Below are 15,782 nucleotides of genomic sequence, written 5' to 3' on the forward strand. Positions count from 1 at the left end.
GCAGGTACCACCATGTCACAGAATCGCATTGTGCGCGCGGCCGCGGTCCAGATCGCGCCCGACCTCGAGAACGGCGAAGGCACGCTGGCCAAGGTCTGCGAGGCGATCGACGAGGCCGCCGGGAAAGGCGTGCAACTGATCGTCTTCCCGGAGACCTTCGTGCCGTACTACCCATACTTCTCCTTCGTACGGCCGCCGGTGCACTCCGGCAGCGACCACATGCGGCTGTACGAGCAGGCCGTGGTGGTGCCCGGCCCGGTCACCGATGCCGTCGCCGGGCGCGCACGCCGGCACGGCATGGTCGTGGTGCTCGGCGTGAACGAGCGCGACCACGGCAGCCTGTACAACACGCAGCTTATCTTCGACACCGAGGGCAACCTCGCGGTCAAGCGCCGCAAGATCACGCCCACTTTCCACGAACGCATGATCTGGGGGCAGGGCGATGCGGCCGGCCTGAAGGTCGCGGACACCGCGATCGGCCGCGTCGGCGCGCTGGCGTGCTGGGAGCACTACAACCCGCTGGCCCGCTACGCGCTGATGACCCAGCACGAGGAAATCCACTGCAGCCAGTTCCCGGGCTCGCTGGTCGGGCCGATCTTTGCCGAGCAGATCGAAGTCACTATCCGGCACCACGCGCTGGAATCCGGCTGCTTCGTCGTCAACGCCACCGGCTGGCTGACCGAAGATCAGATTGCCTCCGTAACCACCGATCCCGTTCTGCAGAAGGCGCTGCGTGGCGGCTGCAACACCGCAATCATCTCGCCGGAGGGCCAGCACCTGGCACCACCGTTGCGCGAGGGCGAGGGCATGGTGATCGCCGACCTCGACATGTCGCTGATCACCAAGCGCAAGCGAATGATGGATTCGGTCGGCCACTACGCACGCCCGGAACTGCTAAGCCTGGCCATCAACGAGCGGCCGGCGGTGACGGCGGTGCCGATGGCAGGCGCTTTCTCCAACTTCCATGGGAGCATCCGCGATGACATCCAGCGCGACCGTGCCGGCTTCGAGCCGGCAATTGATGACTGAGTTGCAGTCCGTCGGGCTGCGCCTGGAAGACCCGAATGCCGGTGCGGCCAGCCGGCGCGGCGGGGCGGGTCCGTCCGACCACAAGGCGGTCACCATCGACGGCGTGACCATCATGGTGCCGGTGCATACCAGCACCGCGTGGCACTCGCCGTTCGTGGCGCAGGCGCCCGACGAAACGGGGCGCAGCGCGCTGATGCGCGGAACCATCCCGATTGCCAGCATCAGCTTTCCGAAGGCGCCGCGTTTCTATGCGCTGCAGACGCTGGAGGGCATCCCATACTCGCATATCGCCACGCTGCATGGCGCCGATGTGCTGGCCACGACCGTCCTGCAGACTTGCATCCGCTACGAGAGCCGCAAGAAGACCTGCAAGTTCTGCTCGATCGGCCAGTCGCTGGTGGCGGGCCGCACGATCGCGCGCAAGACGCCGGAGCAACTGGCCGAAGTGGCGCGCGCCGCGGTGCTGCTTGATGGCGTCAGGCACATGGTGCTGACCACCGGCACGCCGCCCACGCCGGACCGGGGCGCGGCTGTTCTTTGCGAGAGCGCCTTCGCCATCAAGGCCGCGGTCGACCTGCCGATCCAGGCGCAATGCGAGCCGCCCGACGACGACCGCTGGTTCGAACGCATGAAGGCCGCCGGCGTCGACACGCTCGGCATGCACCTCGAGGTCGTCACGCCGGCGGTGCGCGAGCGCATCATGCCAGGCAAGGCGTCGGTGCCGTTGAGCCGCTACATGGAAGCCTTCAAGGCCGCCGTTGCCGTGTTCGGCAGGGGTCAGGTCAGCACGTACATCCTCGCGGGACTCGGCGACACGGCAGAAGCCGTCCTGTCGATCTCGCGCGAGTTGATCGAACTCGGGGTGTATCCGTTCGTGGTGCCTTTCGTGCCGATCTCCGGCACGCCGCTGGAGGACCACCCGGCTCCCTCGCCGGCCTTCATGCAGTCGATCCTGCAGCCGCTCGGCGCCATGTTGAGCGCCGCCGGCATGCGCTCGTCCGATATCAAGGCAGGTTGCGGCAAGTGCGGCGCGTGCTCGTCGCTGGCCACCTACGAGCGCGAGGCGGCACTGGCGGCCGAGGGAGCGACATCATGAAAAGCGATCTCTGCGTCGAGGTGCCGGACATCCCGATGTTCCGCATCCGCTGGGCGGAGCACGCCTGGGAGGCGGAGCAGGCCCACCGCCTGCGCCAAGCCGTGTTCTGCGTGGAGCAGGGCATCTTCGATGGCGACGACCGGGACGCGGTGGACGATGTGGCGCAACTGCTGGTGGCGGTGCGCTTCGAGCCGGAGTTGCCGGGCCGTCCCGGCACCGTGGTCGGCACCGTGCGCATCCACGAAAGCGAGCCGGGCGTGTGGTTCGGCTCGCGCCTGGCGGTGGATGCGGCATACCGAAGCCAGGGCAAGATAGGCGCGACGCTGATCCGCCTGGCGGTGAGCAGCGCCCACGCGATCGGCTGCCGGCGCTTCCTTGCGCACGTGCAGAGCCAGAACGTGCCCTTGTTCAGGCGCTTGCGTTGGAACGTCCTGGCCGAGGAGACGCTGCTCGGGCGGCCTCACCACCTGATGCAGGCAGACCTGAACCATTACCCGCCTTGCTATACCCCGCACGCGGGCCTGATTGCCGAAGCCAGGGCCGTGCGATGAGCCTCGACGATCTCGTACACACCCTGCGCGGCAGCCGCGGCTTTGCGCATAAGACCGATATCCCGGCCATGTTGTCGCCGCTTGGCGCCGCCGGGCGCAACGCGGCCATGGCCGTCGATGTCGGCGACGACTGCGCGGCATTGCGGGATGGCGACGGCTACTTGCTGTTCGCCATCGAAGGACTGGTCAGCGATTTCATCCGCACGATGCCGTGGTTCGCCGGCTACAGCGCGGTCATGGTGAACGTCAGCGATATCTATGCGATGGGCGGCAGGCCGACGGCCGTGGTCGATGCGCTATGGAGCCATGGCGCCGCCGACGCCGCCGAGGTGCTCAAGGGCATGGCTGCGGCGTCTGCCGCCTATGGCGTGCCGGTCGTCGGCGGCCACAGCAATGCGCGCAGCGAGCAAGGCCAGCTTGCCGTGGCCATCCTCGGCCGTGCGCGCAAGCTGCTGTCGAGTTTCGCCGCGCGTCCCGGCCAGCGCCTGTTGATGGCGGTGGACCTGCGCGGCGCATTCGCGGAGCCATATCCGTTCTGGAACGCCTCCACGGGCGCACCAGGCGAACGGCTGCGCGCGGATCTCGAACTCTTGCCTGTGCTGGCCGAAGACGGCCTTTGCGCCGCAGCCAAGGACATCAGCATGGCGGGTGCGCTCGGCACCGCGCTGATGCTGCTCGAATGCTCCGGGGTGGGCGCCAGCATCGCGCTGGAGCGCATTCCCCGGCCCGATGGCGTGCCGCTGGAGCGATGGCTGACGGCGTTCCCCAGCTATGGCTTCCTGCTGGCTGTCGATGACGACGATGCGCAGGCGGTCGAACGCCGCTTCCTCGATCGCGGCATCGCCTGCGCCCAGATCGGCGCCATCGATGATTCCCGTGTCGCCACGCTCACGCACGCCGGCGAACTGGCCACGCTGTGGGACTTCCGCGAGGCGGGGTTCATCCTGGCGACGCGCCTGGCCACGCCGATCGATTCTTCAACCTGAGAACTGCCATGCCGGTTACCCACTTCCGCATCCGCTGGCCTGACCAGACCGAGATGGCCTGCTATTCCCCATCCTCCATCGTCACGGAGCACTTTGTCGAAGGGGCGGCGTACTCGCTGGACGAATTTGTTGAGCGCGCGCGTATCGCGCTGGGCGCCGCATCCGAGCGGGTGCGGGCCAGGTATGGCTACGCGTGTTCGTCAGCGATGGACCAGCTCAGCATCCTGGAAATCGCCGCGCAGCGGTTCCGGGGCCAGGACGGCGCCACCGTCCAGTTTCTCGGCTTTGGCAGCTAGCCGTTCTTCAAATTCCTCGCCTCAAAGGATCCAACATGTCCCACGTCATCAACACCAAGCCGGGCCAGGCCGCAGAGGCCAGGCACTACGGCGTCATCATTGTCGGCGGCGGCCAGGCCGGACTATCGATGAGCTACTTCCTGAAGCAGGCCGGCATCGATCATCTCGTCATCGAGAAGCACGCCGTCACGCATACCTGGCGCACGCAACGCTGGGATGCGTTCTGCCTGGTGACGCCCAACTGGCAATGCGCGCTGCCGGGCTACCCTTACCAGGGCGACGATCCGCATGGCTTCATGAAGAAGGATGAGATCACCGCCTATCTCGATGGCTTTATCCGGACGGTCGACGCCCCGGTACTTGAGCATACCGAGGTGCGGCATGTGAAGTCGCGCGCGCAGGAGGGATTCTCCGTGGCGACGAGCCAGGGCGTATTCACTACGGACCAGGTGGTGGTGGCCTCGGGCGGTTATCACACGCCGATCGTGCCGCGCATGGCCGAGCGTTTGCCGGCGTCGATCCGGCAACTGCAATCGTCCGAATACAGGAATCCCGAGTCGCTGCCCGACGGTGCGGTGCTCGTGGTCGGTTCGGGCCAGTCGGGCGCGCAGATTGCCGAAGACCTGCATCTGGCCGGGCGCAAGGTGTATCTCGCCGTCGGCGAGGCGCCGCGTTGCGCGCGCTTCTATCGCGGCCGGGACGTTGTGGACTGGCTCGCGGACATGAAGTACTACGACCTGCCGGTCACCGAGCACCCGCTGCGCGAGGGCGTGCGCGACAACACCAATCACTATGTCACCGGACGGGACGGCGGGCGCGATATCGACCTGCGCAGGTTTGCCATTGAGGGCATGGAGCTCTACGGCGTGCTCGACGACTACCTCGACGGCCAACTGCGTTTTGCGCCGGACCTGCGTCGCAACCTGGACGATGCCGATGCGACTTACAACCGCATCAACGCGAGCATCGACAAGTTCATCGCGGAGCGAGGCATTGAGGCGCCGCCGCCGAGCGCCTATGCGCCCGTATGGACGCCACCGGCCGAGCGCACCGAACTCGATCCCCAGGCAGCCGGCATTGGTTCAATCATCTGGTGTATCGGCTTCCGACCGGATTTCAGCTGGCTCGAAGTGCCGGTGTTCAACGGCCGCGGTTATCCGGGCCACGAACGTGGCGTGACCGCGCACGCCGGCCTGTACTTCCTTGGCCTGCCCTGGCTGCACACGTGGGGCTCGGGGCGATTCTCCGGCATCGCACGCGACGCCGAGTACCTGGCTGGCCTGATCGCCGCAGGCCAGGGCGACACTGAGTTGGCCGCCTGACATGGAAGCGGTCGTCTCGCGCCATGTTGCCGGCATGCCCCAGTTGGCATACACCGGCCTGTCAGAGAACTGGCTGCTGAAGACCTGCGGCGACCTGCACTGGCGCCTGCTGGCCGCCGGCGCCGGTCTGGCGGTGCCGGACTTCCGGGATGCCGAGGGCAATCCGGTGTATGCGGCGTTCACCGCGATCCGCGTGCGCGACACCGCGGCGCAAACCATCGGCGAGCACAGCGAGTTCGACATCGGCTCGCGCATCGTGCCAGCGGGTGGCGTGAAGCATCTCAGCGAACATGCCGTCGACATGCAGGGGGACCGCCGCGCCAGCGTGACGATGCTGTCCACCTTCATCCGCCGCACGCGTGAGCGTGACAATCGCTCGGTCGTGCGCACCATGCCGACCGTGGCTACCCAGTGGGCCGGCGCCGGGCCGTCCGCGCAGGCGGCGGAACTGTCGCTGCTGGCGCGGGGTTTTCGCAGCGAGGATTGGGGCACGCATCTCGGGCTCGACCAGGCCCGGCATCGCGTCTGCCACGTCGCCGAGTACCTGCCGTGCCCCTACAACGACTTCAACGGCGCCGACCTGCTGTACTTCGCCAGCTTCCAGGCCATGGTCGATCGCGCGGAATGGCAATGGCGCCGCGACGCGGATCCTCCCACGGTGTTCGCGCGGGATCTGTTCTTCCATGGCAACGTCAATGTCGGCGAGTCGCTGGAGCTGACCTTTTCCGCGCTGCGTGAGGACGAGGAGGGATTGACGCACTGGTGCGAGATCCGGCGCAGCCGCGACGGCGAGAAGATCGCGGATGTGGTCACGCAGAAACGCTGGAGGCAACGATGAAGGCGAAACGGGACGACCCGGCGGGCGGCCTGGGCCTGAACGCGGTTTACGGGCCCGACGATCTGGCCGGCCTTGGCCACCTGGGCGGCATGCCCGGCGAGGCCCCGTTCGTTCGTGGCCCCTATCCCACCATGTACCGCGGCAGGCCATGGACCATCCGCCAGTACGGGGGATACGGCGACGCCGCAACGTCGAACCTCGCCTATCGCGAGGCCTTGAAGCAGGGCGCGCAGGGCTTGTCGGTGGCCTTCGATCTGCCGACCCATCGCGGCTACGATTCCGACGACCCTCAGGCGCAGGCCGATGTCGGCATGGCCGGCGTGGCCATCGACTCGGTCGACGATATGCGGCGCTTGTTCGAAGGTATTGCGCTGGACCGTGTGTCGGTATCGATGACCATGAGTGGTGCGGTGCTCCCGGTACTGGCAGCGTTCCTTGTCGCGGCCGAGGAATCGGGCGTCCCATTCGAACAACTGCGCGGCACGATCCAGAACGACATCCTCAAGGAGTTCATGGTCCGGAACACCTGGATCCATGCGCCCCAGCCGTCGCTGCGCATCGCCACCGACGTGGTCGAATGGCTGGCCGCGCATGCGCCGAAATTCAACGGCATGTCGATCTCGGGCTATCACTTCCAGGAAGCGGGCGCCGATCCGGTGCTGGAACTGGCGCTGACACTGGCGAATGCCAGGACCTATGTCGGCCTGCTGCGCGAGCGCGGCCTTGATGTCGACGCGTTCTGCGGCGGATTGAGCTTCTTCTTCGGCGTCGGCAAGCAATTCTTCATCGAGATCGCCAAGCTGCGCGCCGCGCGGCTCCTGTGGCACGACATCGTGTGCAAGCTGGGCGGCACCAGCGCTCGCGCCACGGCGATGCGCATGCATTGCCAGACTTCGGGCTGGACGCTCGCCGCGCAGCAGCCGCTCAACAATATCTCGCGCACCACGGTCGAGGCGATGGCTGCGATCTTTGGCGGTACGCAGTCGCTGCATACCAACGGCTTTGACGAGGCATTGGCATTGCCGGGCGCGCAGGCCTCGCGGCTGGCTCGCGATACCCAGTTGATCCTCCAGCATGAATTCGGACTATGCGAGGTGGCGGATCCGTGGGCGGGCTCCTACCTGATCGAGTCGCTGACCGGCCGCATGGTGACGGAGGTTCGCGCGGTGCTGGCGCACATCGATGCCCAGGGTGGCATCCTGGCAGCCTTCGAATCCGGCTGGGTGCAGCGGCGTATCCACCAGAGTGCACTGCGGACACAGGCGCGGCTTGATGCCTGGGAGGAAGTGGTGGTGGGCGTCAACCGCTACCGCGAACCTGACGACGACGGCCAGGAGTGCCTGGAGATCGACGGTACCCAGGTCCGCGCGCAACAGGCGCGGCGCCTCCTCGTGTTGCGCACCCGCCGCGATGATGCTGCGGTCAGGCATGCGCTGGCGGCGCTGACCGAGGCGGCCAGGCGCGGCGGCCCCAACCTGCTCGCCTGTGCGATCGACGCCATGCGTTGCCGTGCGACGCTCGGGGAATGTACCCGGGCGCTGCTCCAGGTCTGGCCGCGCCATACGGTCCGGGCGTCCTACGACGCTGCGCTGTATGGCACGGCTCGCGCCGGCAACACGGAATGGCTGGCGGCCTGCGAGCGCGTCAGTGAGCTGCGCGAGCGGCTCGGCCGCGCGCCCCGGATACTCGTGGCCAAGCTGGGCCAGGACGGGCACGACCGCGGTGCGAAAGCGGTGGCGGCCGGGCTTGCCGATGCCGGGTTCGTCGTCGAACTGACGCCGCTGTTCCAGTCCGCCGAGGCGGTTGCGTCTGCCGCCTGCGATGGCGACTTCGATGCCATCGGCATCTCCACGCTTGGCGGCGCGCATCTGGATCTGCTGCCGGCGCTGCTAAACGCCTTGCGGCAGCGCGCGCTCGATGTGCCGGTCTTGGTCGGCGGCATTGTACCGGCAGACCACAGGTGCTTGCTGCGCCAGTGCGGCGTGCAGGAGATCTTCGGACCGGGCACGCCGATGGAGAGCATTGTCAGCGCCATCGTGGCTGCGCTGCAGGCACGGAGAGTGCCTGCGTGGTCTTGACGATCTCGTTGAGGCGCCTCCCGGCGCCCGATCAGTACGGCAGGCCCACATAGTTCTCCGCCAGCGACTTGCACGCCGCCCCGGAGCCGATCAGGTAGTCCAGTTCGGCCCGCTGCATACGGCGCGCGAAATCATCCGCATCGGGGAAGCGGTGCATCAGCGACGTCATCCACCAGGAGAATCGTTCCGCCTTCCAGATACGGCGCAGGCAACGCTCGGAATAGGCGTCCAGCTCGCGCCTGTCGTCGTGCCGGTAGACGGCGGTCAGCCCGTCGGCCAGCGTCAGCACATCGCTGGCGGCCAGGTTCAGTCCCTTGGCCCCGGTGGGCGGCACGATATGCGCGGCATCGCCGGCCAGGAACAGGTTGCCGAAGCGCATCGGCTCGCAGACAAAGCTGCGCAGCGGCGCGATGCTCTTCTCGATGCTCGGCCCCGTCACCAGCGACTGCGCGGACTGCGGGTCGAGCCGACGGCGCAGCTCATCCCAGAAGCGCTCATCTGACCAGTCTTCCACACGCTCGCTGGACGGCACCTGGACGTAGTAGCGGCTGCGCGTGCGCGAGCGCATGCTGCATAGCGCAAAGCCGCGCTCGTGGCTGGCGTAGATCAGTTCGTCGGCGACCGGCGGGGTATCAGAGAGGATGCCAAGCCAGCCGAACGGATAGACGCGTTCAAAGATCCGCGTCGCGGTCTGCGGCACGCTCTGCCGGCTGACGCCGTGAAAGCCGTCGCAACCGGCAATGTAGTCGCAATGGATCTCATGGGCCACGCCATCCTTGCGATAACGGACCACCGGCCGGGCGCTGCCGAAATCACGCAGGCTGACATCCTGCGCCTCGTAGATCGTGGTAATGCCCGCAGCCTGCCGCGCCGCCATCAGGTCGCGCGTGACCTCGGTCTGCCCGTAGACGGTGACGCTGCGCCCGACCAGCGCGTGCAGGTCGATGCGATGCCGGCGACCGTCGAAGGCGAGCTCGATGCCATCGTGCACCAGCCCCTCTTCATGCAGGCGCGCGGCCACGCCGGCGCGCTCCAGCGCGTCGACGGTCACGCTTTCCAGGATGCCGGCGCGAATGCGGCCCAATACATAGTCGGGGCTACGCTGCTCGACGATGATGTTGTCGATCCCCGCCGTGGCGAGCAACTGGCCGAGCAGCAGGCCGGCGGGGCCGGCGCCGATGATGGCAACCTGGGTGCGCATGTCTCGTCTCCTTGTGCATATCGATCTTCTGAGCGCTAAAGATAGTCGCTGAGGGCGCGCGCAGGAATGGACAGAGCGAACCAATGACAGGACAATCGGAACATTGCTGGTAAACACCGAAGCCGCCGTGAGACCCGTCCCGACCTACTCGCTGTATGGCGTGAATTCCACAGAACCGCTGTCGGACCAGCTGCATTTCGAGTCCATCGCCGCGCGCAGCCATCTGTACGGGTGGGAGATCAAGCCGCACCGGCATGAGCGCTTCCTGCAAATTCTGTACATCCATGCGGGCGGCGGCGAAGCCCTGCTGGAAGAACGCCGCGAGCCGCTGCGCAGCGGCTCGCTGGTGACGATGCCGCCACGGCACATCCACGGCTTCGTCTTTACGCCGGACACCGACGGCATGGTGGTGACCATGACCGACAGCCACCTGCGCACGCTGCTGGCGGGGGTGCCGGATGCGTTGCCGCTGTTCGAGCGCCCGCGTCACGACCGCGTGCGGCGCGGCCATGCGCTGGCGGATGCGCTGGGGCTCTTTCGCGGGGAGATGGAGGCGGTATCGGCATGGCGCGGGGCGTCGCTGTCGTCATTGCTGACGCTGGTGCTGATCGGCATTGCGCGGCTGGCGAACGCCTCGGCACCGGCAGCGGCACGCAGCAGCAGCCGGCCCGCACGGCATTTCCAGCATTTCCAGCAGTTGCTCGAGTCGGACTACCGCGAGCAGAAGGAGATTGGCTACTACGCCGGTGCCCTCGGCATCACGCCCACGCAACTGAACCGCGTGTGTCGCCAGACTTGCGGGCAGTCCGCCCTGCAAATGATTCACGCCCGCTTGCTTGCCGAAGCACAGCGCGACCTGCTCTTCAGCGACCTGGAAATCAAGCACATCGCGCTGTCGCTTGGCTTCTCCGAAGCCGCCTACTTCTCCCGTTTCTTTGCGCGGCTGGTGGGGCAGGCGCCGACGGAGTTCCGGCAATCGGGCCGGGCGCGGCTGCCTGCGTTTGCGATGCGGCAGATGTAAAGCGTAAAGCGCTTTGACGCCGTCGACGGGACCGTGGCGGGATTCTCTTGACACCCTTCCCTGCCTAAATAAAGGCAGGAGATTCCTTTCCGCATATGAGGCGATGATGCCTGTCTCAGATCGCCTCAGCGGGTTCCTGCTTCGCAGAGCGGCCCGCCGTGAGACCTACGGCACCATTCGCGCCGAGTACGATATCGCGCCGGCCTGGACCACCTACGTAGGCCTGGGCGCGCACCATGCCAACGAGTTCGGCAACTACGGCGGCGCGACCGTCAACGGCAGCTTCAAGGCGGCGCAGCAGCGCTACACGCTGCGCGCCGCGGTGGAGAACGTCGCCAACAAGGCGTACCGGGCATCGGCCTGCGGCGGCTACCTGGTGCAGGGCGCGCCGCGCACGTTCACGCTGTCGATGACGGTGGACTTCTGATGCTGCGCACAGGGCTGTCGACGGCAACGTCGGCGCCGTGCAGTGCATCGAGCAGCGCCTGCGGTGCATAGGGCTTGCGCAGCACCGCAACGCCGCCGAGCGCGTCACGCTGCGCCGGCGTCAGCGCCAGCGCATGGCCGGTGGCGAACACCACGCGCAGGCCTGGATGGCGCTCGCGCGCGGTAAGCGCCAGCTCGACGCCGGAACCGCCGGAGCCGCCGTGCAGCGACACATCGGTCAGCAGCACGTCGATCCCGCCGCGGGCGAGCAGCGCCAGCGCCTCGATATCGCTTTCCGCTTCCTGCACCTCGGCACCGCAGCTGCGCAACAGCTCGGCGGTGCCGGCGCGCACCAGCGCATCGTCGTCGACAAACAGCACGCGCATGCCGGCGGCCCGTGGCTCCGGCCCGCCCGGCGCCGGCATCTCGTCGATGCGCGCGGCGCGCTGCCTGCGGTTGGCGAGCACATGCCGCACCTTGCGCGCCAGCGCCTCACGCGTATAGGGCTTGCTGAGCAGTTCGATGCCGGCGTCGAGCCGACCGTCATGGACGATCACGCTGTCGGTATAGCCCGAGGTGAACAGCACGCCGACGCCTGGCAGGCGCTCGCGCACCTTGCGCGCCAGCTCGGTGCTGCGCAGCGGCCCGGGCATGACCACGTCGCTGAACAGCAGGTCCACCGGCTCGTCGCGCTCGACGATGGCCAGCGCCGCCTGCGCGTCGCGCGCGCGCAGCACCTGGTAGCCGAGGCTGGCCAGCATGTCGACCACGGTGGCGCGCACCGCCTCGTCGTCCTCGACCACCAGCACGGTTTCGGCGCCGCCGCGCGCGGGGCCGGTGTCGAGTTCCAGGTCGGGATCCTCGGCCTGCTCCACGCGCGGCAGGTACAGCCTGACGGTGGTGCCGCGGCCGGGCTCGCTGAGGATCTTTACGTGCCCGCCAGACTGGCGGATAAAGCCATACACCATGCTCAGCCCGAGGCCCGTACCCTGGCCTTCGGGCTTGGTGGTGAAGAACGGCTCGAACACATGTTCCCGCACCTCCGGCGGAATGCCCACGCCGGTATCGGTGACGGCAAGCATCACGTACTGCGCCTTGCCGGGGGGCCGGCGCGCAACGGGTGCGGCGGGCGCTTCTTCCAGCGCAGGGTCCGGGTCCTCGTCCAGCGTCGCGTTACGCGCTTCGATGGTCAGTCGCCCGTGTCCGTGCATGGCGTCGCGCGCGTTGATCGCCAGGTTCAGCAGCGCATTCTCGACCTGGAACGGATCGACCAGCGTATTCCCCAGGCCGTCGGCGACCACGGTGTCGATCTCGATGCCGTCGCCCAGCGCGCGGCGCAGCATGTCGTCCAGCATGCGCACCAGCCGGCCCAGGTTCACCACCTTGGGCGCCAGCGGCTGGCGCGGGCCGAAGGCCAGCAACTGCGACGCCAGCTTGGCGCCGCGCCCCACGCCGGCCAGCGCACTACGCAGGCGCAGCCCCGCGCCCGGATCGTCGGCCAGGTCGCGCGCCAGCAGCTGCAGGTTGCCGCCGATCACCTGCAGCAGGTTGTTGAAGTCATGCGCGACGCCGCCGGTGAGCTTGCCGATGGCTTCCATCTTCTGCGCCGTGCGCAAGGCCGCGTCGGCGTGGCGCAGCGCGGCCTGAGCTTCACGGTCGCCGGTGACGTCGCGGCCCACGCCGTGGATATGGCCGTTGGCGGGGTCCACCGTCAGCGTCCAGGCCAGCCAGCGCAGCGTGCCGTCGGCGCGCGGCTGGCGGCATTCGAAGCGCACCGGATTGCCGTCGTGGCGCAGCGCGGCCAGTTGCGCGGTCACCGGCACCAGGTCGTCCGGATAGATGAATGACAGGTAGGGCCGCCCCAGCGCCTCGTGTGGGGGATGGCCCAGCGTGCGGGTCCAGGCGGGGCTCACGCGCTGCAGGCTGCCGTCGAAGCCCGCCACCATCAGCAGGTCTTCGCTCAGCTCCCACAGCCGGTCGTGGTCGGCCACGGCCTGCGCGACGCGCCGCTCCAGCGTGGCGTTGAGTTCCTGCAGGCGGCGCTCGGTGGCGCGGCGCAGCGCGGACAGGCGCAGGTTGCTGGCCACGCGCGCCAGCAGTTCGCGTGCGGAGAAGGGTTTGACCAGGTAGTCGTCGGCACCCGAGCCGAGCCCGCTGACGCTCGCTTCTTCGCCCGCGCGCGCGGACAGCAGCAGCACCGGCGTGTCGCGCAACGCGGCATCGGCGCGCAGCGCGCGCACCAGGCCCAGGCCGTCCAGGCGCGGCATCATCACGTCTGACACGATCAGCGACGGCGGCTGAGCGCGCGCCAGCGCCAGCGCCGCCTCGCCGTCGGCGGCCACCGCGACGTGATGCCCGGCCGCGTTCAGCAGGTGCCGCATGTAGTCGCGCAAGTCCTCGTTGTCGTCCACCACCAGCACCGTGGCGCCGCTGGCCACGGCACCAGCCTGCGCCTGTACGGCGACGTCCTCTGCTGCCAGCGTCATGGCCGGTGCTTCCGCCTGCGGCCAGCGCAGCGTCGCGTCGACATAGGCGCGCGCCTGCGCGCTGCTGGCCGCGGGTGCGGCGGTGACGGTGGTATCTGCCTGCGTTGGCGTCGTGGTATCCGCGGCCGCGGTTGTCGGGGCAGGCAGCGTGACGGTGAAGCAGGTGCCCTTGCCTTGCACGCTCTCGGCCCCGATCGTGCCGCCGTGCAGCCGCACCAGTTCCTGCACCAGCGCCAGCCCGATGCCGCTGCCTTCGATCGAGCGGCCCTGGGCGCCCTCGACCCGATGGAAGCGCTCGAAGATGCGCGGCAGTTCGGCGGGCGGGATGCCGATGCCGGTGTCGCGCACGCTGAACACCACCGCACCGTCAGCGTCGGCGCCGCCGCGCGTGCCCACGCTGACGGCGATGCTGCCGGTAAAGGTGAACTTGAAGGCGTTGGAGACCAGGTTCAGCACGATGGTCTCCCACATGTCGCGGTCCACCGCCACGGCGCGCGCCAGCGGCGGGCACTCGACCCGCAGGGCCATGCCGGCGCCTTCCACGCTGGCGCGGAACAGCGAGGCGAGATCCGCGGTGAAGGCCGCGAGGTCGGTGGTCTGGCGGCGCATCTTCACCCGCCCCGACTCGATGCGCGAAAAATCCAGCAGCGCGTTGACCAGCTTCAGCAGGCGCACGCCGCTGCGCTGGGCCATCTCCAGCAGCGCGCGGTCTCCATCGTTCTGCCTGGCATCCGCGCGCCGCAGCAGTTCTTCCAGCGGGCCCATCATCAGCGTCAGCGGGGTGCGGAACTCATGGCTGATATTGGAGAAGAAGGCGGTCTTGGCGCGGTCGAGCTCGGCTAGCGCCTCGGCACGCTTGCGCGCTTCCTCATACGCCTGGGCCGAGTTCATGGCGGCGCCGATCTGGCCCGCGACCAGGCTCAGGAAGCTGCGGTAGCGGTCATCGAAGAGCCGGAACGGATTGAGCCCGATTACCAGCACGCCGCGATGCGACGCGCTGCCCGAAGGCGCCACCGCGATCACCGCGGCCGACCCGGGCGGCACGCCCCAGGCGCCCGTCGGCAGCGGCGTGGCAAAGCGCGTGCCCAGGCCGTTGACCAGGCCGGGGCGCTGGTGCTGCAGCACATCGGCCACCGGCCAGGGTGTGAGTGCTTCCAGCTCCAGCGTGGGCGGTGCGGCGGGGTGGTCCGGGCCGATGCCGGCGACCGCCACGCGCTGCAGCGCGCGCGCGCCGGGCTCGGCGATGTACAGCAGCGCAAACACAACGTCGCGCGGGTCCGACGACAGCGCGCGCATGGTGCGCTCGCAGGCCTCGCGCCACGAGCGCGCATCGGTGGCGGAGGCGGCCACGTCGCGCAACACGTTCAGCTGCCGCTCGGCCAGCACGCGTTCGGTGTCGTCGCTGTTGGCGCAGATGATGCCGCCGGTGCCGCCGTGGTCGTTCGGTACGGGGCTGTAGGAGAAGGTGTAGTAGGTCTCCTCCGGGTAGCCGTTGCGCTCCATGATCAGCAGCTTCTGCTCGACGAAGGTGCCTTCGGTACCGGTCATCGCGGTGGCGAGCAGCGGGGCGATCTCGGGCCAGATTTCGCGCCAGACCAGGGAAGTCGGCTGGCCCAGCGCGGCGGGATGCTTGCCGCCAATGATCGACTTGTAGGCGTCGTTGTAGAAGAAGTGCAGCGCGTCGCCCCAGCCGATCCAGATTGGCTGGCGCGAAGTGAGCATGATGCGGATGGCGGTCTTGAGGCTGTGGGGCCAGACTTGCGGCGGGCCCAGTGGCGTGGTGGCCCAGTCGTATGCGCGGATCAGGGCGCCCATCTCGCCGCCGCCTGCGAGAAAGCCCGGCATCTCGGCCGATGCGCTGCCACGGGCTGGGTGTGGCGAAGGCGTCACGCTGCCGTCGGGTGTTCTCATGATTGTCTCCCGAGCCGCGCCGGCATGGCGCCGCCCGCAAGCGGGCGGCGGGCGATAGCTGCTGTCTTACAGCGGCGGGCTGACCCAGTACGGATCGCGGCCGTAGTACTCGTGCACGGTCGTGCCCCACTGCGGGTCGGCCATGGTCGGCCAGCTGTCCTTGTTGAAACCGGGCGCCGACTTGATCCGGGCCGCCGTCACGGCGATCCGGAAGCACTTTTCGTCGGTGTCCATGACCAGCGCGCTCCACGGGATGGCGTGCAGCGTATCGCCGATGCCGAGGAAGCCGCCGGTGGTCAGCACCGCGTAGGCGATGCGGCCGTGCGGCACGTCAAGCATGATCTCGGAGATCTTGCCCACGTGTTCGCCGTCGGACGAGTACGCCTTGGTTCCGTCCAGGCTGGATGCTGCCATCACTTCCGGGCCGGGACCTTCGCCTACGCCGGAACCGACGATGGCCGCGCCTTGACTGCTGGGAGTTTGGGTTTGCATGTTGTGCTCCTTTTCGTAATGAACGTTCGGAACATTGGGCGTGCGCAAT

Annotated in this window: 13 protein-coding genes; 10 read left to right on the forward strand and 3 right to left on the reverse strand. The window is 68.2% G+C overall.

Annotated elements, in window-relative coordinates; all coding sequences use genetic code 11:
• The first annotated feature begins 12 nt into the window (after positions 1-12).
• From AC10V3_RS21235 to scpA, 8 genes are read left to right on the forward strand one after another with little or no spacing between them, the layout of a single operon-like run.
• Positions 13-1,029 (forward strand): Nit6803 family nitrilase, encoded by a 1,017-nt coding sequence (locus AC10V3_RS21235; RefSeq protein ID WP_022537351.1) that lies wholly within the window; start codon positions 13-15, stop codon positions 1,027-1,029.
• Positions 1,022-2,125, forward strand: coding sequence for an MSMEG_0568 family radical SAM protein (locus AC10V3_RS21240; protein WP_022537352.1), 1,104 nt, complete (start codon positions 1,022-1,024; stop codon positions 2,123-2,125). The genes AC10V3_RS21235 and AC10V3_RS21240 overlap by 8 nt, the downstream gene beginning before the upstream one ends.
• Complete coding sequence (locus tag AC10V3_RS21245) at positions 2,122-2,676, forward strand: MSMEG_0567/Sll0786 family nitrogen starvation N-acetyltransferase (RefSeq protein ID WP_454752614.1); 555 nt, start codon at positions 2,122-2,124, stop codon at positions 2,674-2,676. The genes AC10V3_RS21240 and AC10V3_RS21245 overlap by 4 nt, the downstream gene beginning before the upstream one ends.
• A complete protein-coding gene (locus tag AC10V3_RS21250; RefSeq protein ID WP_022537354.1) occupies positions 2,673-3,662 on the forward strand; it encodes a sll0787 family AIR synthase-like protein in 990 nt (329 codons plus the stop codon). The genes AC10V3_RS21245 and AC10V3_RS21250 overlap by 4 nt, the downstream gene beginning before the upstream one ends.
• A gap of 8 nt (positions 3,663-3,670) precedes the next feature.
• Positions 3,671-3,958, forward strand: a complete 288-nt coding sequence (locus tag AC10V3_RS21255; RefSeq protein WP_022537355.1) for an MSMEG_0570 family nitrogen starvation response protein — start codon at positions 3,671-3,673, stop codon at positions 3,956-3,958.
• A gap of 35 nt (positions 3,959-3,993) precedes the next feature.
• Positions 3,994-5,280, forward strand: a complete 1,287-nt coding sequence (locus AC10V3_RS21260; RefSeq protein ID WP_490923991.1) for an MSMEG_0569 family flavin-dependent oxidoreductase — start codon at positions 3,994-3,996, stop codon at positions 5,278-5,280.
• 1 nt (position 5,281) lies between these two features.
• Positions 5,282-6,118 carry a Pnap_2097 family protein gene (locus tag AC10V3_RS21265; RefSeq protein ID WP_022537357.1) on the forward strand — a complete coding sequence of 279 codons (837 nt, stop codon included), beginning with the start codon at positions 5,282-5,284 and terminating at the stop codon, positions 6,116-6,118.
• Entirely contained in the window at positions 6,115-8,196 is a 2,082-nt protein-coding gene (gene scpA, locus AC10V3_RS21270) for a methylmalonyl-CoA mutase (protein WP_022537358.1), read from the forward strand. Before AC10V3_RS21265 ends, scpA begins: the two co-directional genes overlap by 4 nt.
• Before the next feature lie 31 nt (positions 8,197-8,227).
• On the opposite strand, the gene pobA is transcribed toward scpA, so the two are convergent.
• Positions 8,228-9,397: a 4-hydroxybenzoate 3-monooxygenase gene (pobA, locus tag AC10V3_RS21275; RefSeq protein ID WP_022537359.1), complete on the reverse strand. Its 1,170-nt coding sequence runs from the start codon at positions 9,395-9,397 to the stop codon at positions 8,228-8,230.
• A gap of 127 nt (positions 9,398-9,524) precedes the next feature.
• On the opposite strand from pobA, the gene AC10V3_RS21280 reads away from it, so the two are divergent.
• Complete coding sequence (locus AC10V3_RS21280; RefSeq protein ID WP_041681896.1) at positions 9,525-10,418, forward strand: helix-turn-helix domain-containing protein; 894 nt, start codon at positions 9,525-9,527, stop codon at positions 10,416-10,418.
• A 103-nt stretch (positions 10,419-10,521) separates the two neighbouring features.
• On the forward strand, positions 10,522-10,845 hold the full coding sequence (locus tag AC10V3_RS21285) for a hypothetical protein (RefSeq protein WP_490923992.1): 324 nt from the start codon (positions 10,522-10,524) through the stop codon (positions 10,843-10,845).
• On the opposite strand, the gene AC10V3_RS21290 is transcribed toward AC10V3_RS21285, so the two are convergent.
• Together AC10V3_RS21290 and AC10V3_RS21295 are read right to left on the reverse strand one after the other, a co-directional pair.
• A complete protein-coding gene (locus tag AC10V3_RS21290) occupies positions 10,817-15,241 on the reverse strand; it encodes a response regulator (protein ID WP_490923993.1) in 4,425 nt (1,474 codons plus the stop codon). The genes AC10V3_RS21285 and AC10V3_RS21290 overlap by 29 nt on opposite strands.
• A gap of 66 nt (positions 15,242-15,307) precedes the next feature.
• Positions 15,308-15,733, reverse strand: a complete 426-nt coding sequence (locus tag AC10V3_RS21295; protein ID WP_022537363.1) for a PRC-barrel domain-containing protein — start codon at positions 15,731-15,733, stop codon at positions 15,308-15,310.
• Between the last annotated feature and the right edge of the window lie 49 nt (positions 15,734-15,782).

Source organism: Cupriavidus sp. PB-02 (assembly GCF_058252315.1).